The organism is Enterobacter cloacae complex sp. 309I3, assembly GCF_050031595.1.
Classification (GTDB): Bacteria; Pseudomonadota; Gammaproteobacteria; order Enterobacterales; family Enterobacteriaceae; genus Enterobacter; species Enterobacter cloacae.
In genome coordinates, this window is record NZ_JBLGWI010000001.1 from 2,816,908 (window position 1) to 2,840,487 (window position 23,580).

The window sequence follows — 23,580 nt, forward strand, 5'->3', positions numbered from 1 at the left end:
ACTAAATAGTGGCATGCTATCGGCACTATCGCCTGTCAGATTTTGCTGAAGTAGTCAAAAAAAGGTGCTCAACGTGCGGTTCGCACAAATGGCAATAATTCGTCCATTTTCTTTTCGACGGCTAAAGAGCCCGCTGCGATGGCGGCCTCAGCCCGATGGAAATCAAGGGTAGAGATTTGTGGACAATAGGGTTGAATCAGAATATCCGGTGGGTCGCCCGCCATACGGTTACGTTTCAGGCGGTTTTCCAGCACCTGGATTGAGGTGGTCATAATCTCCATTGCCGTGGGTGCAGCGACCGAGCGGCGCGCGGCTATCCGACCAATTCGCCCGCGTAAGCGCTCATGCCAGGCCAGTTTTTCCGCCTCGGCATCTTCGCTTTGCAAATTGACCGGCATGAGGTCTTGCTGCATCAGGTGAGCGTCGTGTTGTAAATCGACCGCGATCACGATGTCAGCCCCCATTGCCCGCGTCAAAGAGATTGGCACAGGGTTAACGACACCGCCATCAACAAGCCAGTACCCATTATGCGGGACAGGAGCCATAAGGCCCGGCATACTGCAGGAGGCGCGAACGGCAAGGTGGATGTCCCCTTCGGTCAGCCACAGCTCACGTCCCGTACTGAGATTCGTCGCCACGGCACCAAATGGCAGCTGACAATCGCTGAAGTCCTGAAGAGGCATAATCTGACGGAACTGGTTAAAGACGCGTTCACCGCGAAGCAACCCACCGCGCTGCCACGAAAGGTCCATCAGGCGCAGCACGTCCCAGTAACTGAAGGATCGCACCCACGCTTCAAGTTCAGGCAATTTGCCGCACGCATAGGCGGAACCTACCAGCGATCCAATCGAACATCCTGCAACAATATCGACATCGACGCCCATCTGGTTTAAGGCATTTATCACGCCGATGTGTGACCATCCGCGGGCTGCACCTGAGCCCAGCGCCAGTCCAATTTTAACCTTTCTCATTCGCCCTGTTTTACTTCCCCTGGATTCCCGACATAGCGTCAACGCAACAGCTCAGTTAACATGGTGCTACCCGAAGCGTTTTACGCCCTTAATTTTTTGTTCCAGGAAGAGAATCGTGTCTCAACTCTGCCCCTGTGGTAGCGCTCTGGAGTATAGCCTATGTTGCCAGCGATATCTTTCTGGCGATCAGGTTGCACCAGACCCATCACACCTTATGCGTTCACGGTATACCGCTTTTGTGATCAAGGACGCAGACTACCTGATTAAAACCTGGCACCCCTCATGCCAGGCCGCCAGTTTCAAACAGGAGATCGAAGCTGGGTTCGCCAATACCCAGTGGCTCGGTCTTACCGTTTATGAATCCGCACCCGGTAGTCACGAAAATGAAGGTTACGTCAGCTTTGTTGCCCGGTTTACTGAACACAATAAACCGGGTGCCATTATCGAGCGTTCCCGGTTCTTAAAGGAAAGCGGGCAATGGTATTATATTGACGGAACGCGCCCGCAGCTTGGTCGTAACGATCCCTGCCCTTGTGGTTCTGGTAAAAAATTTAAAAAGTGTTGCGGGCAGTAACGCCCGACAACCGAGACTTCGCAAATACTCAAACAGGATTTCCCGGCGATGCAATCACTACAACGTAAAGTTCTGCGCACCATCTGTCCCGATCAAAAAGGGCTGATCGCACGAATTACCAACATCTGTTACAAACATGAATTGAATATCGTGCAGAACAACGAATTCGTTGACCACCGTACCGGTCGTTTCTTCATGCGTACCGAACTGGAAGGTATTTTCAACGACACCACTCTGCTTGCCGATCTGGACAGCGCGCTGCCGGAAGGTTCCGTACGCGAGCTGACACCAGCAGGCCGTCGTCGCATCGTGATTCTGGTGACCAAAGAAGCCCACTGCCTGGGCGATCTGCTGATGAAAGCTAACTACGGCGGTCTGGATGTCGAAATCGCCGCCGTTATCGGTAACCACGAGACGCTGCGTACGCTGGTAGAGCGTTTTGATATTCCCTTCGAGCTGGTGAGCCATGAAGGCCATACGCGTGAAGAGCACGACAATCTGATGGCTGAGGCTATTGAAGCGCACAACCCGGACTACGTTGTCCTGGCGAAATACATGCGCGTGTTGACGCCCTCCTTCGTGGCGCGTTTCCCGAACAAAATTATCAACATTCACCACTCCTTCCTGCCCGCCTTTATTGGCGCACGCCCCTACCACCAGGCCTATGAACGCGGCGTGAAGATCATCGGCGCAACGGCGCATTACGTGAATGACAATCTGGATGAAGGCCCAATCATCATGCAGGACGTGATTCATGTGGATCACACCTACACGGCGGAAGACATGATGCGTGCCGGACGCGATGTTGAGAAGAACGTTCTGAGCCGCGCACTCTATCAGGTGCTGGCGCAGCGCGTATTCGTGTACGGTAACAGAACGATCATTCTTTAATCGACAGTGAAATGAATTGGTTAGCTTTACAGCTTTGCGGGTAAAAATCAGGCAACCAGTTTATTTTTCTTGTGGTAACGCTTTACAGGGGCGTGTCATTTGATATGATGCGCCCCGCTTCCAACAGGAAGCAGGCCAGTACAAGCATTACCCCGTGGTGGGGTTCCCGAGCGGCCAAAGGGAGCAGACTGTAAATCTGCCGTCATCGACTTCGAAGGTTCGAATCCTTCCCCCACCACCATCTCTCAGCACGACCTCAAAATTTGAATTACCCCTGGTGGGGTTCCCGAGCGGCCAAAGGGAGCAGACTGTAAATCTGCCGTCATCGACTTCGAAGGTTCGAATCCTTCCCCCACCACCATTACCTCCATGCCGCAGGGCGCAACGCGCCGAGTAATCCTTCCCCCACCACCATCAATTCCAAAAATCATAATAAAACCAAACCAAGCACACTTTCGTAGGCCGGGTAAGGCGCAGCCGCCACCCGGCGACAGACGGCTACATTGGCGGCAAGCGTCGCTTCACCGGTGAGCTCTTCACAATCGACGTATTACACTGGGCATGCTCCGCCAGCCCGTCCAGCAACACATCCAGTTGCTCAATTGACCGCACCACCAGCCGGATGACAAAACAGTCTTCACCGGTCACTTTGTCACTTTCAATGCACTCCGGCATCGCCTGGATGTATTTATCCACTTTATGTAACAGTCCAGGCAACGGGCGAACCCGCACCAGCGCCTGCAGCGTATAACCTAACGCCGCCAGATTGACCCGCGCACCGTAACCCTGAATCACTCCACGCTCTTCCAGCCTTTTCAGGCGTTCTGCCGTGCTGGGCGAAGTCAGACCGATACGGCCGCTGAGCACCTTCAGCGACATACGCGCATCCTCGACCAGACAAGCCAAAATTTGCCGATCGATATCATCGAGAAGGTATTCCATCGTTTTCACCTAATTTTAAAAAGCCATTCGCGTATTTAACCTTATCTCAACCCTGTAAAACCCGACAGCAATTTTCGACAATAGCGTCATCAACCAGGAGGTGAATGATGCGTGACTTACATAAAGGCGTCTGGCAAATGAGCCTGGCGATGTTAATTTCCGGCTCGATTGGCGCGTTTGTTTTACTCTCCGGACTGCCAGTGTCAGAAGTGGTTTTCTGGCGCTGTCTGATCGGCGCAATCGCACTGTTCATTTTCATTCGAATGAGCCAAAAACCCTTTAGTCCCCTCACCCGCACCTCTCTGCTGCTGGCTATTCTCGGCGGGGTAGCATTAGTGGTGAACTGGCTGCTGCTGTTCGCTGCCTATGAACGTATTTCGATTGGCCTTTCCACTGTGGTCTATAACACTCAACCCTTTATGCTGGTGATGATGGGTATGTTATTAGGCGAACGCGTCAGTCTGGTCAAATGGGGCTGGCTGTTTCTTGCCTTCGGCGGGGTGATAATTTTGCTCTCAGGCGAACTGTCCGGTTCCCATGGCTCAGCCTGGCTCGCGGGGATCGGTCTGGCACTGGGTGCGGCGTTCTTCTATGCGTTGACGGCGATTATTGCCCGCAAACTGAAATCCATCGCGCCACAGCATATAGCGTTTATTCAGGTGCTGACAGGCGTGGTAATGCTACTGCCGTTTGCCCGTATGCCCGCCTTGTCCGCTGATTTTCCGTGGCCAATTTTACTGACGCTGGGCATTGTCCATACCGGTATCATGTATCAGCTGCTGTATAGCGCCATCCAAAAACTTCCGACGCCCATTACCGGTTCACTGTCCTTTATCTATCCGGTAGTAGCCATCGTTGTCGATAACGTGGTCTTCGGGCATTCGCTGGATATTACCCAACTGGCGGGCGGCGCGCTGATCCTGTTTGCTGCGGCAGGCAATAACCTGGGCTGGGGCGAAAAAAAACCCCGCGAATGCGGGGTTAGTATCAAAACGGCAAATTAGCGACGGGCACGCACAATCTGGTATTTGCGCGTCAGGTACTCCACCGGCGCGCTCCAGATGTGCACCAGACGAGAGAACGGGAACAGCACAAACAGGGTCATACCCAGCACCAGGTGCAGGCGGAAGATAAACGCCACCCCGTCCAGATGTTCAGATGCACCACCGTGGAAGGTCACTACGGACTGCGCCCATCCCACCAGCTTCATCATCTCGCTGCCGTCCATATGCTGCGCCGAGAATGGAATGGTCAGCAGACCCAGTGCGCACTGAACCATCAGCAGAGAGAGGATCAGGATATCCGCCGTGGTAGTGGTAGCCCGCACACGCGGACTGAACAGACGGCGTTTCAGCAGCAGCAGACCACCCACCAGAGTCATCACGCCGCAAGCGCCACCCGCGCTCATCGCCATCTTCTGCTTCACTTCGATGGGCAGCCACGCTTCATACATCCAGTGTGGCGTCAGCATTCCCAGGAAGTGACCGGCAAAAATCCCCAGAATACCGATGTGGAACAGGTTAGACGCAACGTGCATCCCTTTACGATCCAGCATCTGGCTGGAGGCAGCACGCCAGGTGTACTGGCCATAGTCATAACGCAGCCAGCTTCCCACCAGGAACACGGTGCCCGCGATATACGGGTAAATGTCAAAGAAGAACATATTCAGGAAGTGCATTAGTGCCGTCCTCCGTTAGAGATATTCAAATATTGCGGGGCAACCGCGCCGGCAAAACGACGCTGGTGAGCCGAAATTTCAGATTCGCCGCAGCTCTGGTCAGCAAAGAATTTCACCTGCTCTTCTTCCCAGACTGCATCCAGCGCCTGTGGCGTGTCGTCGCGGGCTTCGTCCGCAATTTTCTCCGCCACTTTTTCACTGTCGACCGAGGCATTCGCCAGCTTCACCAGCACCCCAAACAGCACCGCATAGCGGCTCTCGCGCTGCTGAAGACGGGCGCTGAGCAACGCCAGAATCGGCGCGATGTCCTGCAGACCACCCAGCGCTTCTTCTTTTGGCAACTGCGCCAGATACTCCAGGTACAGCGGCAGATGATCCGGCAGCTCGCGGCTGTCGAGCTGCAGGCCGTGCTGCTCGTACTGGGCCATCAGGTCCACCATCGCCTGCCCCCGATCGCGGGATTCACCGTGAACGTGTTCAAACAGCAGCAGCGAGGTTGCGCGACCGCGATCAAACAGCTGGCTGTAATCCGCCTGCGCATCGAGAAGATCGCGCGCTAACAGGTCGCGGAGGAAAACGCCCAGTGTCTGGGCATCTTCTTTATCCAGGTTTTCAGAGGACGCGAGCGCATCAAAGAGTTCCTGCTGATGCTGCGCCAGCGCGGCATCCGGGTACTCCAGCAGACGCGAAACAATCACGAGTTCAATCATGGGTGCGGCTCCGTTTTGCTGGTCACATCCATGGCGTCGATGCGGCGGCTGTTGAACAGGTTGAATTTGCTGTCTGACCCGTGGCAACCGTCGCCAAAGCTAAAGCCACAACCGTTTTTCTCCGGGAAGGCTTCGCGGGCCAGTTCACGGTGGCTGCTTGGTACCACGAAACGATCTTCATAGTTGGCAATGGCCAGGTAGCGGTACATCTCCTGGGCCTGCGCTTCGGTCAGGCCGACCTCTTCCAGCGCACGGGTGTCGGTCACGCCGTCCACGGTTTCCGCACGTTTGAAGTGGCGCATCGCCAGCATACGTTTCAGCGCCAGCAGTACCGGCTGGGTATCGCCTGCGGTCAGCAGGTTTGCCAGGTACTGAACCGGGATACGCAGGCTCTCCACGTCCGGCAGAATGCCGTTGCTGCCCAGCTCGCCTGCATCCGCGGCTGACTGAATCGGCGACAGAGGCGGCACGTACCAGACCATCGGCAGCGTGCGGTATTCCGGGTGCAGCGGCAGGGCCAGCTTCCAGTCCATCGCCATTTTGTATACCGGAGACTGCTGCGCCGCGTCGATTACGCTCTGCGGAATGCCGTCTTTCAGCGCCTGCTCAATCACTTTCGGATCGTTCGGGTCAAGGAACACGTCCAGCTGACGCTGGTACAGATCTTTCTCGTTCTCGGTGCTCGCGGCATTTTCAATCGCGTCCGCGTCATACAGCAGCACGCCGAGGTAACGAATACGACCTACGCAGCTCTCAGAGCAAACGGTCGGCATACCGGCTTCGATACGTGGGTAGCAGAAGATACACTTCTCTGACTTACCGCTCTTCCAGTTGAAGTAGATTTTTTTGTACGGGCAGCCGGTGATGCACATACGCCAGCCGCGGCACTTATCCTGGTCGATCAGCACGATGCCGTCTTCTTCACGCTTGTAGATGGCGCCGCTCGGGCAGGTCGCCACGCACGCCGGGTTGAGGCAGTGCTCACACAGACGCGGCAGGTACATCATGAAGGTGTTTTCAAACTGGCCGTACATCGCCTTCTGCATGTTCTCGAAGTTCTGGTCTTTGGCGCGTTTTTCGAACTCGCCGCCCAGAATCTCTTCCCAGTTTGGACCGCTGGTAATTTTGTCCATGCGCTGGCCGGTGATCAGCGAGCGAGGACGGGCGATCGGCTGGTGCTTACTTTCCGGCGCGTTATGCAGGTTCTGGTAGTCGTAGTCAAACGGTTCGTAATAATCTTCGATACCCGGCAGATGCGGGTTGGCGAAGATTTTACCCAGCAGCATCGCACGGTTACCCATGCGCGGCTGCAGCTTACCGTTGATTTTACGGATCCAGCCGCCCTTCCACTTCTCCTGGTTTTCCCAGTCGGTCGGGAAGCCGGTACCCGGCTTACTTTCCACGTTGTTGAACCAGGCGTATTCCATCCCTTCACGGCTGGTCCAGACGTTCTTACAGGTGACTGAGCAGGTATGACAGCCGATGCATTTATCCAGATTCAGCACCATGCCGACTTGTGAACGAATTTTCATTTTACGCTCTCCTGTACCTGGTCATTACCTTCGCCATCTAACCAGTTAATATTTTTCATCTTACGTACCACCACGAACTCATCGCGGTTAGAACCTACCGTACCGTAGTAGTTAAAGCCGTAGGCCAGCTGTGCATAGCCACCGATCATGTGGGTCGGCTTCGGCGTAATACGGGTCACGGAGTTGTGAATACCGCCGCGCTGCTCGGTGATCTCTGAACCCGGCAGGTTCACGATACGTTCCTGCGCGTGGTACATCATGGTCATCCCGGCCGGTACGCGCTGGCTCACCACCGCACGCGCCGTCAGGGCGCCGTTGCTGTTGAACACTTCGATCCAGTCGTTATCTTCAATACCCAGATCTTTGGCGTCCGCTTCACTCATCCACACAATCGGACCACCGCGGGACAAGGTCAGCATCAGCAGGTTGTCGCTATAAGTAGAGTGGATCCCCCACTTCTGGTGCGGCGTCAGGAAGTTCAGCGCCTTCTCCGGGTTACCGTTCGATTTCGCGCCCATCACCGCTTTCACGGAGCGGGTGTCGATTGGTGGACGGTAAACCAGCAGGCTTTCACCGAAGTCACGCATCCACTGGTGATCCTGATACAGTGACTGACGACCGGACAGAGTACGCCATGGGATCAGCTCGTGAACGTTGGTATACCCGGCGTTATAAGAGACATGTTCATCTTCCAGGCCAGACCAGGTCGGGCTGGAGATAATTTTGCGCGGCTGCGCCTGAATATCGCGGAAGCGGATTTTTTCGTCTTCTTTGTTGAGCGCCAGATGCGTGTGGTCGCGGCCGGTAAATTCGCTCAGCGCTTTCCAGGCCTTCACGGCAACCTGGCCGTTGGTTTCCGGTGCCAGGGTCAGGATCATTTCTGCCGCATCAATCGCCGTATTCAGCATTGGCTGGCCTTTGGCCGGGCCGTCCGCTTTGGTGTAATTGAGCTTGCGCAGCAGATCCATTTCGCTCTGGGTGTTCCAGGCAATCCCTTTCCCGCCGTTGCCGATTTTCTCCATCAGCGGGCCGATAGAGGTAAAGCGCTCGTAGGTCGCCGGGTAGTCACGTTCCACCGGAATAATGTGCGGTGCCGTTACGCCCGGGATCAGGTCACACTCGCCTTTTTTCCAGTCCTTCACGTCCAGCGGCTGCGCCAGTTCAGCGGCGGAGTCGTGCTGGATAGGCAGCGTCACCACGTCGGTCTCTTTGCCCAGGTGCCCTACGCAGACTTCAGAGAACTTCTTCGCGATGTCTTTGTAGATATCCCAGTCGCTTTTTGATTCCCACGCCGGATCAACGGCCGCAGACAGCGGATGAATAAACGGATGCATATCCGAGGTATTCATGTCGTCTTTTTCGTACCAGGTAGCGGTAGGCAGCACGATATCGGAGTACAGGCAGGTGCTGGAGAGACGGAAGTCGAGGGTCACCACCAGATCCAGCTTGCCGTCGAGACCGTTGTCTTTCCACTCCACCTCTTCCGGCTTCACGCCGCCCTGCTTGCCGAGATCTTTACCCTGGATACCGTTTTCGGTACCGAGCAGGTATTTCAGCATGTACTCGTGGCCTTTACCGGACGAGCCCAGCAGGTTGGAACGCCAGATGAACAGGTTACGCGGATGGTTTTTACCGTTTTCCGGCTGCTCGGCCGCAAAACGGATTGAACCGTCTTTCAGAGACTTAACGGTGTAATCCACCGGCGACATCCCTGCCTTCTTCGCCTCTTCTGCAATACGCAGCGGGTTAGTGCCCAACTGAGGTGCAGACGGCAACCAGCCCATGCGCTCGGCACGGACGTTAAAGTCGATCAGATGACCGCTGTAGCGGGATTTATCTGCCATCGGTGATAGCAGCTCCTGCGCGGTAACCGTCTCATAGCGCCACTGGCTGGAGTGGTTATAGAAGTAGGAAGTGCTGTTCATATGACGCGCCGGACGCTGCCAGTCAAGGGCAAACGCCAGCGGCTGCCAGCCGGTCTGCGGACGCAGTTTTTCCTGGCCCACGTAGTGCGCCCAGCCGCCACCGCTCTGACCGACACAGCCGCAGAAGATCAGCATATTGATCAGGCCACGGTAGTTCATATCGAGGTGATACCAGTGGTTCAGACCGGCACCGACGATAATCATTGAACGACCGTGGGTTTTGTCAGCGTTTTCTGCGAATTCACGGGCGATACGGGTGATCTGCGCACGCGGTACGCCGGTGATCTGCTCCGCCCAGGCTGGGGTGTACGCCTTCACATCGTCATAGCTGGTCGCGCAGTTTTCATCGTTCAGACCGCGCTCCAGACCGTAGTTGGCCAGCGTCAGGTCATACACGGTGGTCACCAGGGCGCTAGAGCCGTCGGCCAGCTGCAGGCGTTTCACCGGCAGTTTGTGCATCAGGACGTTCTGTAGCTCAACCTTGTTGAAGTGCTCAGAACCTTCGCCGCCGAAGTACGGGAAGCCCACTTCTGCGATCTCATCCTGGCTGCCCAGCATGCTCAGGCGCAGCTCGGTCTCTTCGCCGGTTGTACCGTTACGTTGTTCAAGGTTCCATTTGCCCTTCTCACCCCAGCGGAAGCCGATTGAACCGTTTGGCACCACCAGCTCACCGTTGCTGTTATACGCGACGGTTTTCCACTCAGGGTTGTTTTCCTGGCCAAGCGCGTCCACCAGATCCGCCGCACGCAGCGTACGGCCTGCCGCGTAGTAGCCGTCACGCTCTTCCAGCATCACCAGCATTGGCATGTCGGTATAACGACGCACGTAATCGGTGAAGTACTGGCTTGGTTTATCGAGGTGGAATTCACGCAGCATGACGTGGCCCATCGCCAGCGCCATCGCGGAGTCAGTACCCTGTTTAGGCGCCAGCCACAGGTCACACAGCTTGGCAATTTCGGCGTAGTCCGGGGTCACCGCAACGGTTTTGGTGCCTTTGTAACGCACTTCAGTAAAGAAGTGTGCATCCGGGGTACGGGTCTGCGGTACGTTTGAGCCCCAGGCGATAATGTAGCTTGAGTTATACCAGTCGGCGGACTCCGGCACATCGGTCTGTTCACCCCAGGTCTGTGGAGACGCTGGTGGCAGGTCGCAGTACCAGTCGTAGAAGCTCAGACAGGTTCCCCCAATCAGGGAAAGATAGCGCGCGCCAGAAGCGTAAGAGACCATCGACATCGCCGGGATCGGCGAGAAGCCTGCCACGCGGTCAGGACCGTAAGTTTTGACGGTATAGACGTTAGAAGCGGCAATCAGCTCATTCACCTCTTTCCAGGAGGAGCGAACAAAACCACCGCGGCCACGCGCCTGCTTGAAGCTTTTCGCTTTGTCGGCGTCTTCGATAATGGATGCCCACGCCTCTACCGGATCGCTGTGCTGCACCTTCGCTTCACGCCACATTTTCATCAGGCGCTTGCGCATCAGAGGATATTTAAGACGGTTCGCACTGTAGAGATACCAGGAGTAGCTGGCGCCACGCGGGCAGCCACGTGGTTCATGGTTCGGCATATCCGGGCGGGTGCGCGGATAGTCGGTCTGCTGCATTTCCCAGGTCACCAGACCGTTTTTAACGAAAATCTTCCAGCTACACGAGCCAGTGCAGTTTACACCGTGGGTTGAACGGACGACTTTGTCATGCTGCCAGCGCTGGCGGTAACCGTCTTCCCAGTCCCGGTTGGTATCCAGAACCTGGCCGTGCCCATCGGCAAAAGTTTCACCCTTCTGTTTGAAGTAGCGAAACCGGTCCAAAAATTTGCTCATCGGGTATCTCCTGTGTGGAGCCTGTGGCTCTCTAAATCGACATTGCTGATTTGCAGCGAAGGTAACGTCCTGTAAGAGAGGGAGAATTGATAACGATCAAGACGGAGGGGGACTATGAAGTAAGGTGTTATAGCGAATACCACCAAAGCGGTAGAATTTTTATTTTTATATCATGATGATTTTTAAAGGTATTTTTTATTTATCGTACAATAAGCCCGCCTGTTTTTAACATCTCGGGTATTAAGGGGTAGGCTCGGCTGAAAAGCGATGGCGATCACAGAGTTACCTGCGGGCAGGACGTTAGAAAAACCAGGAGTATGTTGTAACTACTGAGAAAACAAAAAAACGCGACCCGAAGGTCGCGTAAACGGATAATCAAACTTACTTATTTTTCTTGGAATTACGGCCATATACCAGCCATGTGATGGCGACACAGGCGATATAGAAAACGAGGAATACTTTCATTGCTCCTGCCGGGGAGCCGGTCAGGTCCAGCGAGATCCCGAACGCTTTTGGAATAAAGAAGCCACCGATAGCGCCAATCGCGGAGATAAAGCCCAGCGCTGCCGCCGTATCCGTTGCCGCTTCGCGCATGGCCTGCTCTTCGCTACCGCCCTGCGCTTTCACGCGGTCCATGGTCAGCTTACGGAAGATGACGGAGATCATCTGGAAGGTAGAAGCACTTCCCAGTCCGGCCGTCAGGAACAGCACCATAAACACGCCGAAGAAGGCGATGAAGTTACCGCCCTGTTCGTCGGCTGGCAGGGTCAGGAACAGCAGCGCACAGAAGACCGCCATCACAACGAAGTTAATCAGCGTCACGCGGGTCCCGCCCAGACGGTCAGAGACCATGCCGCCCAGCGAACGCGCCAGCGCGCCAATAAACGGTCCGAAGAAGGCGAACTGCAGAATTTGCACTTCCGGGAACTGGGTTTTCGACAGCATGGCAAAGCCCGCAGAGAAACCAATGAACGAGCCGAAGGTCGCCAGATAGAGCAGCGCCATTACCCACAGGTGGCCGCGCTTCAGCACCGGCAACTGCTCGCTCAGGGATGCCTTCGACGCAGACAGGTCATTCATAAAGAACCAGGCCGCAAGGGTAAAGACCACCAGGAACGGTACCCAGATCCAGGCCGCGTTTTGCAGATAGAGGGAAGAGCCATCTGCCTGCGTCACACCACCGCCGCCAAACGCCGCGAAGATAGAGACGGAGATCGCCAGCGGTGCAATCAGCTGCATTACGCTGACGCCCATGTTACCCAGGCCGCCGTTAATCCCCAGCGCACCGCCCTGCTTCGCTTTCGGGAAGAAGAAGCTGATGTTTGCCATGCTGGACGCGAAGTTTGCGCCCGCAAAGCCGCAGAGCAGAGAGATGATCACGAACACGCTAAACGGCGTGGAGGTGTCCTGCACCGCAAAACCGAGCCACACACAAGGCACGATCATGATACCGGTACTGAACGCCGTCCAGCGACGGCCGCCAAAAACCGGCACCATGAACGCGTAAGGCACGCGCAGCAAGGCTCCCGACAGCGACGGCAGCGCGGTCAGCATAAACAACTGATCGGTGGTAAAGGTAAATCCGACCTTAGGCAGATTCACCGCTACCGCGCTGAACAACATCCAGACGCAAAACGCTAACAATAAACATGGAACGGAAATCCACAGATTTCGGCTTGCGACACGGTGGCCGCGCTGCTGCCAGAACGCCGGATCTTCCGGACGCCAGTCAGTTATAACGGCACCATTTTCCCTTTCGGGAGCGGATGTGTGACTCATAGACACCTCTGATTCTCGAATGATGCTGCAAACATTAGGGTTTTAGGGCGGCGGTAAGTTGATATAAATCAAAGGAAAAGTGGGAGGATTTGCGGCGAAAAAAAAGCCATCATCCTTAGTGAGTAGAGTAAAACGGTAAAAAAGACGTGGTTTTTCACAGGACTGACGTCTCGCTGTCCATTCCTCCCCCTGAGCCTTACCCCATTGGCAATTTAGAGGTAATCCTTTATTGGTATGGGTATACTCCAGGGTATGCACCAGAATAACGCCATTCCTGCAAGCAGGCCACGTCAGGAGCCCGGCAACTCTATGTTAAAAAGATGTTTATCTCCGCTAACACTCGTCAATCAGGTCGCCCTGATCGTTTTGCTGTCCACCGCCATCGGCGTGACCGGCATGGCGATTTCCGGCTGGCTGGTACAGGGTGTACAGGGTAATGCCCATGCCATCAACGAGGCAGGCTCACTACGCATGCAGAGTTATCGTCTACTGGCATCGGTGCCGTTAACCCAGGACGATCAGAAGCTGCTGGACGATATGGAACATACCGCTTTCAGCACCGAACTGGAAAGTGCCGCGATTCGTGCCGGTCAGGAATCCCAGCTTAAAGCCCTTCAGGGCTACTGGCACACTCAGCTGGAGCCGGGGTTAAAGCAGGCGAAAAATCCTGATACCGTTGCCCATGATGTCGCCGGGTTCGTTTCCCGCATTGACACCCTGGTCTCTTCTTTCGATCAAACCACCGAATTACGCATCGACCGGGTGGTGATGATCCACCGGGCGATGGCGCTGTTTATGGGGCTGCTGCTGATTTTCACCATTGTCTGGCTGCGCGCCCGGCTGCTGAATCCCTGGAAGCAACTGCTGGCGATGGCCCGCGCGGTGACCGCCCGGGATTTTACCCAGCGCACCCACATCAGCGGACGTAACGAAATGGCGATGCTGGGCCAGGCGCTCAACACCATGTCAGATGAACTCGCCGAGAGTTATGCGGTACTGGAAAAACGCGTACAGGAGAAAACCGCGGGGCTGGAGCAGAAAAACGAGATCCTCTCGTTCCTGTGGCAGGCTAATCGCCGCCTGCATATGCAGGTGCCGCTGTGCGAACGTCTCTCCCCGGTCCTGAATGGCCTGCAGAATCTGACCCTGCTGCACGACCTGGAGCTTCGGGTGTACGACATGGAAGATGAAGAAAATCACCAGGAGTTTACCTGTCAGTCAGACATGACCTGCGATGACAAAGGCTGTCACCTGTGCCCACGCGGCTTACCGCCGCTGACCACCAGCGGCACGACGCTAAAATGGCGGCTGACAGACAGCCACAACCAGTACGGTATTCTGCTGGCGACCCTGCCCGCCGGGCGTCATCTGAGCCACGACCAGCAGCAACTGGTGGATACGCTGGTTGAACAACTGACGGCCACGCTGGCACTCGACCGCCATCAGGAGAAGCAGCAGCAACTGATCGTGATGGAAGAGCGCGCCACCATCGCCCGCGAACTCCACGACTCTATTGCCCAGTCGCTCTCCTGTATGAAAATGCAGGTCAGCTGTCTGCAAATGCAGGCCGCAGAAATGCCGGAAAGCAACAAAGCGCTGCTGAGCCAGATCCGCAACGAGCTGAACACCTCCTGGGTACAGCTTCGCGAACTGCTGACCACCTTCCGCCTGCAGCTCACCGAGGCCGGCCTGCGCCCGGCGCTGGAAGCAAGCTGCCAGGAATTTAGCGCCCGACTGGGGTTCCCGGTGAAGCTCGATTACCAGTTACCGCCTCGTTTTGTGCCTTCGCATCAGGCCATTCATTTACTGCAGATCGCCCGCGAAGCGCTGAGCAACGTGCTAAAACACGCTGACGCGACGGCGGTCACCGTTACCGTTAGCCAGCACGATAATCAGGTGAAGCTCACGGTTCATGACAACGGCCGCGGCGTGCCGGAAAATGCCGAACGGACAAACCATTACGGTTTAATTATCATGCGAGACCGCGCCCAAAGCCTGCGCGGTGATTGCCAGGTTCGTCGGCGAGAAACAGGTGGCACAGAAGTGGTTGTCACCTTTATCCCCGAAAAACCCCTCACAACTATCCAGGGAGAAACCCATGACTAATCAGGAACCGGCATCCATCCTGTTGATTGACGACCATCCGATGCTGCGTACTGGCGTAAAACAGCTGGTCAGCATGGCACCTGATATCACCGTCGTTGGCGAAGCCAGCAACGGTGAACAGGGTATTGAACTTGCCGAATCGCTTGATCCTGATTTGATCCTGCTCGATCTCAACATGCCAGGCATGAACGGTCTGGAGACGCTCGATAAGCTGCGTGAAAAATCGCTGTCGGGACGCGTGGTGGTCTTCAGCGTCTCAAACCATGAAGAAGATGTGGTCACGGCGTTAAAACGCGGTGCAGACGGCTACCTGCTGAAAGACATGGAGCCGGAAGATCTGCTCAAGGCCCTGCAACAGGCTGCCGCAGGCGAAATGGTACTGAGCGAGGCGTTAACCCCGGTGCTGGCCGCCAGCCTGCGGGCAAACCGCGCCACCTCCGACCGCGACGTCAGCCAGTTAACCCCGCGCGAGCGCGATATTCTGAAGCTGATTGCCCAGGGTCTGCCGAACAAAATGATCGCCCGTCGTCTGGATATCACCGAAAGCACGGTCAAGGTGCATGTGAAACATATGCTGAAGAAGATGAAGTTAAAATCCCGCGTTGAAGCCGCCGTGTGGGTGCATCAGGAACGCATTTTCTGAGGATTACTCATCCGGGAGTAACTTCCAGCGCGGGTCGTCGTCAGGTAACGCGACAAGCGGCTGAACCACGGTAAGCGTGATCTCATTGGATGAGACGCGCTGTCCTTTTTCATCTTCAACCACCGCCGACAGGTGCCAGCGGTTCTTCGCCCCGTCACTGTCATCCCAGGCAGGCATAATCACACTCCAGCCATCGCTGCTGTGCGTGTTGGCCGGTGCGGTCAGGCTCAGTGCCTGGGTATCGCCCTGCCAGTGGATCTGCCGAATACCGTGAGTGCTGCGTACCTGAAGCTTGAGCATCACGGTCTCGCCCCCTTTCAGATCCCACGGCGGGGTCGCCAGCCAGACGGAGAGCGTTTTGCGCTGGCGAAACTCCATTACCGGCAGGTTATCCCGCTCCGGTGAATCATAGCGACTGCCGCGCAGGGAGCGCGTGGCGGCAACTTCGCTGGCGGAAAGCTGCTTGGAAAGAGGCACGCCGAAGCGGTAGTTGAGCTTAAGCCCGAGGTTGTTCTGACTCGCACCGCTCTCGCCCTGCTTATGCGCCGCCGTCAGGGTGACCAGCGGAACAGGCGTATAGTTAAGCCCCAGGTTGACCGCCACCGGGTTGTGATAGCCGGTTCCACTGTTGAACAGGTCAACGTTGTCACCAAAGTACTGCTCAAAGCTGACGCTGGTGTTGAAATGATGAAACCACGGCAGCCAGGCTTTAGCGGTCACGTCATAGCCACGCGCCATGCGCTGCTCCTGCACGTCCGAACTCTCGCGCCAGCTGGCCAGCGGTTGATAGTAATTGGCAGACAGACGCAGATTCTCGCCCCACGCCTCCGCACCCAGTCCGGCACGCTGCAGGTTTTCATCAAGCAGATTATCGTAAAAGGTGTTGTAGCCGAGCAGCCATTTTCCGGCAACCCAGCGCTGACCGATGCCGGCATTGCTCACCAGGCCGTCACTCTGCTGCGTCAGCCCCAGCTGGCTCCAGCTCAGGTAACGGTTGTTATCATTCCAGGGGATGAACCAGCTCCCGCTGCTGCCGTTAAAGTTCCCCTCGTCATCCACCAGTAAATTGACGCTGGCGTTGCCCCAGGGCGAGAGCCAGGACTCAATCTGCTGATTCACCTCGCCGCTCACCGCGTCACGCACCTTACCAAACGCGAACTGACGCGCCTGCTCGCCGGTGGTGAGGCCGTTATCGGTCATACTGGCTTCGCCAAAGGCTTTTGCCATTTCGGCCAGGTGCTTTTCCCCCTCGTCTGTTGGCGTCGCCATGCCGAGATCGGGCAAACTGTCCCCGTTGTTATCAAAGGGGTTTTCTGCCTGATGCATAAAGGAATTCGGGGCACCGTGAACGGCACCCGCCGTAAGAAGTGGGAGTAATAACAGAAAGCGAATGCGGGACGATACAGCCATCAACGTCGTAAATAAGAACCTGTGTTTATGAGGCAACGCTTTTAATGTTAACGCGATAAGCTGTGAAATGCAGTCTTAGCGCAAATTTCAGGAATATCCTGAACATTATTGTCGCTTTACCCGACACTCTTAGACCATTATCCAAACAGCCCTTTCAGCTCCGGCACGCAGGAACCGCAGTTGGTGCCACACCGTAGCTTCGCCCCCAGCGATGCAACGGAATCGCACCCGCCGACAATCGCCTCCCGTATCGCATTTTCCCCGACGCAGTAACAGCTGCAGATAATGCGTCCCGGATCGACACTCTCCCCCGCGCCCGCGCCGTTCAGGAGCGCATGCCGCTCCGCAAGCGTCTCAGGAGCCCGACGAAAAGCCTCTTCGATAGTCGCATGCGCCAGCGCTGGCAACGTAGTCCCTTCCCAGAATCCGAGCATCAGCTCGCCGTTATGCCATGCCAGTACGCTGCTGCGCGCATCCGTCCGGGCAAGTTGCAGTTGCCAGCCCTGCTGTTCAGCATACTCTTTCACCCACGGCATCAACGGTTCGTCACTCGCCACCGTCAGGCGTGATGCTTTGCGCCACCAGTGTACCGAAGGCGGCAGTTCCGGCAGCACACGGGCATACAGCTCTCCCTGCCATTCAGGCTGCCATGGCATGATCCTGACGGCGGTCTGTTTACTCTCCGGCTGGCCGGACTGCGGATCGCAGCGCCCTGCCACCAGCGTATTGACCTTTCCCTGACGGGCAAACTGCGCATTCCAGTGCATGGGCGCGAATACTTCCCCCTCCCTTTGTCCATCGTTGATACGTACTTTTGCCACCATCACTCCACGCGGAGAGCTGATCCGTGCCAGTTGCCCGTCGCAAAGTGAGAAGCGGGCGGCATCTGCGGCGCAGATCTCAACGCAGGGCTCAGAGATATGCTGCATCAGCCCGGGAACATATCCCGTACGGGTCATGGTATGCCATTGATCGCGGATGCGTCCGGTATTCAGCAGCAACGGATATAACGCATCTGGCACCGCGCCGTGCGGACGCGGCTCAACGGGCACAATATTCCGGTGGGGAAAATCGCCCGCCGCCCACTGATAAGGCTCAAGCTGATCCCACGCCTCACGGGTAAGCCCCGCCAGCGCATGCAGATTAAACGCCCGTGCCCCGTCATTCTCAAATGCCGACAGCGCCGCATGTTCACAAAAAATCTCCTGCGGATGTTCCCAGGCAAAGGCCTCACCATAGCCCAGCTGTTTCGCCACCTGGGCAACAATCCACCAGTCCGGTTTTGCCTGGCCCGGGGCAGCCAGAAAGGCGCGCTGGCGCGAAATCCGCCGTTCGGAGTTGGTGACCGTACCGTTTTTCTCTCCCCAGCCCAGCGCCGGGAAACGAATATGGGCGTAGCGGCTGGTGTCGGTCTCCTGCATCACCTCAGAAACAATGACCAGCGGACAGTTCGCCAGCGCCTGGCATACCGCGTGACTGTCCGGCAGCGAGACAGCCGGATTGGTGCCCATGATCCATACCGCCTTTACCTCACCGCGGGCAATGGCGTCAAACAGCTCAACGGCCATCAGGCCCGGCGTTTGCGCCAGCCGTTCTGTTCCCCAGAAACGCGCCACCCGCAAGAGATCGTCCGGCTCGAAGTTCATATGCGCCGCCAGTTGATTCGCGAGGCCCCCCACTTCCCGTCCCCCCATCGCGTTTGGCTGGCCGGTCAGCGAAAACGGCCCGCAGCCCTGACGGGCAAATTTCCCGCTGGCAAGATGGACGTTAATGATGGCGTTGCACTTGTCGCTGCCGCTGGAAGACTGGTTGATCCCCATGGTGTAGAGCGTAATGGCACGCGGCGCCGTGAGGAACCAGTCGTAAAACGTGGCAATCTCCTGTGCATCAAGACCACAAAACCCGGCCACGCGGGCAATCGGCCAATCGTCAGTACCCTGGATCAGGTTGAGCAAACCGACAAACAGCCCGGCGTCACTGCCGGGTGCGAGTGCCAGATGCAGGTCGGCGATATCACAGGTGGCGGTTTTACGCGGATCGATCACCACCACTTTCATTTGCGGATTGTTTTGCCGCGCCTGAACCAGCCGCTGATAAAGCACCGGATGCGTCCATGCCGCGTTTGAACCCACCAGCACCACCAGATCGCTGTTCTCCACGTCCTCATAGCTGCACGGCACCACATCTTCGCCAAATGCGCGCTTATAGCCTGCTACTGCCGACGACATGCAGAGTCGCGAGTTGGTATCGATGTTCGCCGCGCCTATAAACCCTTTCATCAGCTTATTGGCAGCGTAGTAATCCTCGGTGAGTAGCTGGCCGGAGGCGTAAAACGCCACCGCCTGCGGCCCCCAGGTGTCGATAATCGCCCGCAGCCGCTCGCCGGCCGTGCTTAACGCCTGCGGCCAGTCCACCTCCAGCCCGTCCACCACCGGGTGCAGCAGCCGCCCCTGCAGGCCCGTGGTTTCACCTAACGCCGCGCCTTTGACGCACAGCCGTCCAAAACTGGCGGGATGGCGTTCATCGCCGCGCACCGTGACCTTGTCGCCCTCAACCCGGGCCACCACGCCGCAACCGACGCCGCAGTACGGGCACGTTGTTCGGGTTTCATTCATGATGCCTCCGCACGCACCAGCAACGCGTCGTTCCCCACCCACACCTTGCCGTTTTCGATTTTCACCGGCCAGGCGCGCACCGCAGGCTCACCGTTATCCACCTGGCAGCCGTCGCGCAGGCGAATACGCTGTTTATAGAGCGGCGAGATAACCACCGGCTCACCCGCCGCATCGCCAAGAATACCGCGAGACAGCACGTTCGCATCGCTGCCTGGCTCCTGATCGTCAAGGGCATAGACCGATTTGCCAAAACGGAACAGCGCGATCGGCTTACGCCCCAGCCGGGCGCCGATCCCCGCCTGCTCCGGGATCTCATCCAGACCGCAAATTTCCTGCCAGCGTTTACTCTCTTCCGTCGCCGGACCGTTCACCGCCGTGCGGAACAGCGCCAGACGGTTCGGATCGTTAAGCGTGGTCTGCCATTCACACTGATACGTTTCCACCACACGGGCCATCTCCTGCTCCATCTCCTGCGCAATACCGAGGCTATCGTCGAGGATCACCTCCCGCAGATAGTCGAGACCGCCTTCAAGGTTGTCCATCCAGGTGCTGGTCCGCTGCAGGCGATCCGCCGTGCGAATGTAGAACATCAGAAAACGGTCGACGATACGGATCAGCGTCTCTTCATCCAGATCGCTGGCGAAGAGATCCGCGTGTCGCGGCTTCATGCCGCCGTTGCCGCACAGATAGAGATTCCAGCCCTTGTCCGTGGCGATCACGCCGACATCTTTGCTTTGCGCCTCGGCACACTCGCGGGTACAGCCGGACACCGCCATTTTGATTTTGTGCGGCGCGCGCAGCCCCTTGTAACGGTGCTCCAGTTTGACCGCAAGGCCGGTGGAGTCCTGCACGCCATAGCGGCACCAGGTTGACCCGACGCAGGATTTCACGGTCCGCAGGGATTTACCGTACGCATGCCCGGTTTCAAATCCGGCCTCCACCAGCGCCTGCCAGATCTCCGGCAACTGCTCCAGCGTGGCACCAAACAGGTCAATACGCTGGCCGCCGGTGATCTTGCTGTACAGCCCGTAGCGCTTTGCGATCTGCCCGATAGCAATCAGCCCGTCGGCCGTTACTTCCCCGGCGGGCATGCGCGGCACGATGGAGTACGTTCCGTCCTTCTGAATATTGGCAAAGTAGCGGTCGTTGGTGTCCTGCAACGGCAGATGCGCCGGTTTCAGCAGGTATTCGTTCCAGCAGGAGGCCAGCACTGACCCCACCAGCGGTTTACAGATCTCACAGCCGTGCCCTTGGCCGTAGCGGCTAATCAGCTGGTCGAAGGTACGAATATGGTTGACGCGCACCAGGTGATATATCTCCTGACGTGAGTACGGGAAGTGCTCACAGATATCTTTTTTCACCTCCACGCCCTGCTCAGCCAGCTGGAACTCCATCACCTGTTTCACCAGCGCGCTGCACCCACCGCAGCCGGTCGCCGCTTTGGTGCACTGCTTGATGGCACCGATCTCCGTCGCACCGGCGCTCACTGCCTGGCAGATATCGCCTTTGCTGACGTTATGACAGGAGCAGATCTGCGCGCTGTCCGGCAGCGCCGCCACCCCCAGCGCTTTTGGCGCGCTACCGGAGAAGGCTGGCAAGATGAGCGTTTCAGGCTCTTTCGGCAGGCTGATTCCGTTAAGCATCATCTGCACCAGCGTGGCGTATTCGCTGGCATCCCCCACCAGCACGCCGCCGAGCAGGGTTTTGTTGTCATGGCTGACGACAATTTTTTTATAGATTTGCTGCGGGCCGTGGGTCCACTGGTAGCTCAATGCCCCCGGCGTACGGCCATGGGCATCCCCAAACGAGGCCACGTCCACGCCCAGCAGCTTAAGTTTGGTGCTCATATCCGCGCCGGTGAAGGATTTCTCCTCACCCGCCAGCGTGGCCGCCGCCACGCGTGCCATCTGGTAACCCGGCGCCACCAGACCGAAAATTTTACCTTCCCACAGCGCGCACTCCCCGATGGCGAAGATGTCCTTATCTGAGGTCTGGCAGGCGGTATCAATGCAGATCCCGCCACGCTCGCCGATCGCCAGGCCGCTGCTGCGCGCCAGCGCATCCTGCGGGCGGATCCCGGCAGAGAAGACCACCATATCGGTGTCCAGCTGTTCACCGTCGGCAAAACGCAGGACCAGCCCGTCGTCGGTGGCCGCAATTTCAGTGGTGGCTTTGCTGGTGTGAACCCCGACGCCGAGCGCTTCAATTTTTTTACGCAGCATCGCCGCGCCGTCGTTGTCGAGCTGTACCGCCATCAGGTTGGGGGCGAATTCCACCACGTGGGTTTCAAGCCCCAGCTGTTTGAGGGCGTTGGCCGCCTCCAGCCCGAGCAGGCCACCGCCAATGACTACGCCGCGTCGGGATCCCTTCGCATGCGCGGCAATGTTATCGAGATCGTCCAGCGTACGATAGACAAAGCAGCCCGGCAGCGTGTTGCCCGGCACCGGCGGCACAAACGGATACGAGCCGGTCGCCAGCACCAGTTTGTCCCAGTGGATTTCGTGACCGCTGGCGGTACGCACCACGTGCGCGTCGCGATCGATGGCGACAATTTGCTGCGACAAACGCAACTCTATGCCGTGTATGGCAAAGAAATCGCCCTCCACCAGCGAGAGGGACTCCGCGCTGCGGCCGCCAAAATACTCTGAGAGATGGACGCGGTCGTAAGCGGCATAACGCTCTTCGCCAAAGACGACAATCTGGTATTGCTGATGCAGATTGCGGTTTACGCAGTCTTCAAGAAAATGGTGGCCGACCATACCGTGTCCAACCACCACCAGAGTAGGTTTTGTCATAGCGTTCTGTCCTGCAACCTGCGGTTGCGTCGTAGTGAATCGATCGAACAGCCAGTCCACGTGTGCGGGCGCAGCCGTTGCCAGTAAATCGGTAAATGTTGCCGCGCTGCGGCAATCTCCCATCAGCAGTACGCCAGCCAGCGCACCGCGATGAATCAGTAAGCGACGGTAGTGATGGGTCAGCGGATCCCACGCGTCCCAGACCGTATCCTCCGGTTGCGCCGTTACGCGCCCGGCGCTGAAGAGCTCCACACCGGTGACCTTCAGGCGCATCCCGCTGTCGGTATGGGCAAAAGGCACAGGGGCGTCCCCTGCCAGCCGGGCGGCGAGAATGTCCGCCTGTGCCAGGCAGAGGGCAACCAGGCCAAACGTCTGACCGTCGATTTCGCAGCACTCCCCAATGGCGCTAATAGCCGGGACGGAGGTCCGCATCTGCTGGTCGACCACGATGCCACGGGCGCAGCGAATACCGCTGGCGCTTGCCAGGGCGATGTTGGGCAGTACGCCAGTGGCCAGCACCACGCGCGCGGCGCTAACCTGGCGTCCGTTGTGTAGCGTCACTGAATCAGGCGCGATTGCCGCGATCCCGGACGACAGCTCGCAGCGTACGCCGCGCTCCGCCAGCGCAGCCTCCAGCAGCAGCCCCGCCTGCTGATCCAGCTGTTGTTCCATCAACCACGGTCCGCGATGCACCAGCGTGACGTTGTCACAAGTTTGTGCCAGCGCCGCTGCCGTCTCAACGCCCAGCACGCCACCGCCCAACACCACCGCTGGCCCCGGGATCTGCGCAATGGCTCGCGTATCCTCAAGGCGGCGGAAGGTAAAGACGTGTGGCGCATCGCCCCCGGGGATCGGCGGCACGAACGGTATCGACCCGGTGGCGAAGACCAGTTCATCCCACGCCAGCGTGGTCTGCGCGGTACGGATTTCCCGTTTCGCCACGTCCACGGCGAGCACCTTTTGCCCCCTGAGCACCGTGACGCCGCGCTCGCGGTACCAGTCATCGTCCTGCAGGCGGATCTGTTCCGGACGTTTTTCCCCACCCAGCACCGGCGAAAGCTGGATGCGGTTGTACGCATGCTCAGGCTCCTCACCCAACACGGTGATCGCGAAGCGGCCAGGCGCACGCCCGGTCAGCGAGGCAATCAGCCGTGTTGCTGCCATTCCATTGCCGATAATGACCAGTCGCATCGT

The 23,580-nt window shown here is 57.5% G+C and carries 15 protein-coding genes and 2 tRNA genes; 7 read left to right on the forward strand and 10 right to left on the reverse strand.

The features are described from left to right. Positions 1 to 68 precede the first annotated feature (68 nt). Entirely contained in the window at positions 69 to 971 is a 903-nt protein-coding gene (gene rssA, locus ACQG22_RS13405) for a patatin-like phospholipase RssA (RefSeq protein ID WP_013096264.1), read from the reverse strand. A 115-nt stretch (positions 972 to 1,086) separates the two neighbouring features. On the opposite strand from rssA, the gene ACQG22_RS13410 reads away from it, so the two are divergent. From ACQG22_RS13410 to ACQG22_RS13425, 4 genes are all read left to right on the forward strand, one after another. Further along, on the forward strand, positions 1,087 to 1,545 hold the full coding sequence (locus tag ACQG22_RS13410) for a YchJ family protein (RefSeq protein WP_369706753.1): 459 nt from the start codon (positions 1,087 to 1,089) through the stop codon (positions 1,543 to 1,545). A gap of 48 nt (positions 1,546 to 1,593) precedes the next feature. Continuing rightward, on the forward strand, positions 1,594 to 2,436 hold the full coding sequence (gene purU, locus ACQG22_RS13415) for a formyltetrahydrofolate deformylase (protein ID WP_013096262.1): 843 nt from the start codon (positions 1,594 to 1,596) through the stop codon (positions 2,434 to 2,436). 156 nt (positions 2,437 to 2,592) lie between these two features. Further along, positions 2,593 to 2,677: transfer RNA gene (locus ACQG22_RS13420), tRNA-Tyr, on the forward strand. A 35-nt stretch (positions 2,678 to 2,712) separates the two neighbouring features. Then, positions 2,713 to 2,797 (forward strand) — tRNA-Tyr (locus ACQG22_RS13425). 137 nt (positions 2,798 to 2,934) lie between these two features. Here the strand turns inward: ACQG22_RS13425 and ACQG22_RS13430 are convergent. After that, positions 2,935 to 3,378, reverse strand: coding sequence for an Lrp/AsnC family transcriptional regulator (locus ACQG22_RS13430; RefSeq protein ID WP_029740417.1), 444 nt, complete (start codon positions 3,376 to 3,378; stop codon positions 2,935 to 2,937). A gap of 107 nt (positions 3,379 to 3,485) precedes the next feature. Between ACQG22_RS13430 and ACQG22_RS13435 the strand changes: the two genes are divergently transcribed. After that, entirely contained in the window at positions 3,486 to 4,382 is an 897-nt protein-coding gene (locus ACQG22_RS13435) for a DMT family transporter (protein WP_038419835.1), read from the forward strand. Here ACQG22_RS13435 and narI read toward each other — a convergent pair. The 5 genes from narI to ACQG22_RS13460 form a co-directional block, all read right to left on the reverse strand. Continuing rightward, entirely contained in the window at positions 4,379 to 5,056 is a 678-nt protein-coding gene (gene narI, locus ACQG22_RS13440) for a respiratory nitrate reductase subunit gamma (protein ID WP_369706754.1), read from the reverse strand. The genes ACQG22_RS13435 and narI overlap by 4 nt on opposite strands. Then, positions 5,056 to 5,766: a nitrate reductase molybdenum cofactor assembly chaperone gene (gene narJ / locus ACQG22_RS13445; protein WP_013096258.1), complete on the reverse strand. Its 711-nt coding sequence runs from the start codon at positions 5,764 to 5,766 to the stop codon at positions 5,056 to 5,058. Before narJ ends, narI begins: the two co-directional genes overlap by 1 nt. Beyond that, entirely contained in the window at positions 5,763 to 7,298 is a 1,536-nt protein-coding gene (gene narH, locus ACQG22_RS13450) for a nitrate reductase subunit beta (RefSeq protein ID WP_013096257.1), read from the reverse strand. Before narH ends, narJ begins: the two co-directional genes overlap by 4 nt. Then, positions 7,295 to 11,038, reverse strand: coding sequence for a nitrate reductase subunit alpha (locus ACQG22_RS13455; protein WP_038419839.1), 3,744 nt, complete (start codon positions 11,036 to 11,038; stop codon positions 7,295 to 7,297). Before ACQG22_RS13455 ends, narH begins: the two co-directional genes overlap by 4 nt. Before the next feature lie 381 nt (positions 11,039 to 11,419). Beyond that, on the reverse strand, positions 11,420 to 12,817 hold the full coding sequence (locus ACQG22_RS13460; protein ID WP_369706755.1) for a NarK family nitrate/nitrite MFS transporter: 1,398 nt from the start codon (positions 12,815 to 12,817) through the stop codon (positions 11,420 to 11,422). Between the two features lie 309 nt (positions 12,818 to 13,126). On the opposite strand from ACQG22_RS13460, the gene narX reads away from it, so the two are divergent. Both narX and narL read left to right on the forward strand, forming a co-directional pair. Beyond that, the gene (narX, locus tag ACQG22_RS13465; RefSeq protein ID WP_151348028.1) at positions 13,127 to 14,923 is read left to right on the forward strand and encodes a nitrate/nitrite two-component system sensor histidine kinase NarX; all 1,797 of its coding nucleotides are present in this window, start codon (positions 13,127 to 13,129) and stop codon (positions 14,921 to 14,923) included. Further along, the gene (gene narL, locus ACQG22_RS13470; protein WP_003856701.1) at positions 14,916 to 15,566 is read left to right on the forward strand and encodes a two-component system response regulator NarL; all 651 of its coding nucleotides are present in this window, start codon (positions 14,916 to 14,918) and stop codon (positions 15,564 to 15,566) included. The genes narX and narL overlap by 8 nt, the downstream gene beginning before the upstream one ends. 3 nt (positions 15,567 to 15,569) lie before the next feature. Here the strand turns inward: narL and ACQG22_RS13475 are convergent, their stop codons facing one another. From ACQG22_RS13475 to nirB, 3 genes are all read right to left on the reverse strand, one after another. Then, positions 15,570 to 16,976, reverse strand: coding sequence for a YchO/YchP family invasin (locus tag ACQG22_RS13475; RefSeq protein WP_044158289.1), 1,407 nt, complete (start codon positions 16,974 to 16,976; stop codon positions 15,570 to 15,572). 137 nt (positions 16,977 to 17,113) lie between these two features. Beyond that, positions 17,114 to 19,591, reverse strand: a complete 2,478-nt coding sequence (locus tag ACQG22_RS13480; RefSeq protein ID WP_259387372.1) for a nitrate reductase — start codon at positions 19,589 to 19,591, stop codon at positions 17,114 to 17,116. Beyond that, positions 19,588 to 23,577: a nitrite reductase large subunit NirB gene (gene nirB, locus ACQG22_RS13485; RefSeq protein WP_369706756.1), complete on the reverse strand. Its 3,990-nt coding sequence runs from the start codon at positions 23,575 to 23,577 to the stop codon at positions 19,588 to 19,590. Before nirB ends, ACQG22_RS13480 begins: the two co-directional genes overlap by 4 nt. Positions 23,578 to 23,580: the final 3 nt, after the last annotated feature.

Excerpts from the sequence above, each read along its gene's own strand:
- rssA (WP_013096264.1), bottom strand. The coding sequence starts at position 971 with ATGAGAAAGGTTAAAATTGGACTGGCGCTGGGCTCAGGTGCAGCCCGC.
- purU (WP_013096262.1), top strand. The coding sequence starts at position 1,594 with ATGCAATCACTACAACGTAAAGTTCTGCGCACCATCTGTCCCGATCAA.
- ACQG22_RS13430 (WP_029740417.1), bottom strand. The coding sequence starts at position 3,378 with ATGGAATACCTTCTCGATGATATCGATCGGCAAATTTTGGCTTGTCTG.
- ACQG22_RS13435 (WP_038419835.1), top strand. The coding sequence starts at position 3,486 with ATGCGTGACTTACATAAAGGCGTCTGGCAAATGAGCCTGGCGATGTTA.
- narI (WP_369706754.1), bottom strand. The coding sequence starts at position 5,056 with ATGCACTTCCTGAATATGTTCTTCTTTGACATTTACCCGTATATCGCG.
- narJ (WP_013096258.1), bottom strand. The coding sequence starts at position 5,766 with ATGATTGAACTCGTGATTGTTTCGCGTCTGCTGGAGTACCCGGATGCC.
- narH (WP_013096257.1), bottom strand. The coding sequence starts at position 7,298 with ATGAAAATTCGTTCACAAGTCGGCATGGTGCTGAATCTGGATAAATGC.
- ACQG22_RS13455 (WP_038419839.1), bottom strand. The coding sequence starts at position 11,038 with ATGAGCAAATTTTTGGACCGGTTTCGCTACTTCAAACAGAAGGGTGAA.
- ACQG22_RS13460 (WP_369706755.1), bottom strand. The coding sequence starts at position 12,817 with ATGAGTCACACATCCGCTCCCGAAAGGGAAAATGGTGCCGTTATAACT.
- narX (WP_151348028.1), top strand. The coding sequence starts at position 13,127 with ATGTTAAAAAGATGTTTATCTCCGCTAACACTCGTCAATCAGGTCGCC.
- narL (WP_003856701.1), top strand. The coding sequence starts at position 14,916 with ATGACTAATCAGGAACCGGCATCCATCCTGTTGATTGACGACCATCCG.
- ACQG22_RS13475 (WP_044158289.1), bottom strand. The coding sequence starts at position 16,976 with ATGGCTGTATCGTCCCGCATTCGCTTTCTGTTATTACTCCCACTTCTT.
- ACQG22_RS13480 (WP_259387372.1), bottom strand. The coding sequence starts at position 19,591 with ATGAATGAAACCCGAACAACGTGCCCGTACTGCGGCGTCGGTTGCGGC.
- nirB (WP_369706756.1), bottom strand. The coding sequence starts at position 23,577 with ATGCGACTGGTCATTATCGGCAATGGAATGGCAGCAACACGGCTGATT.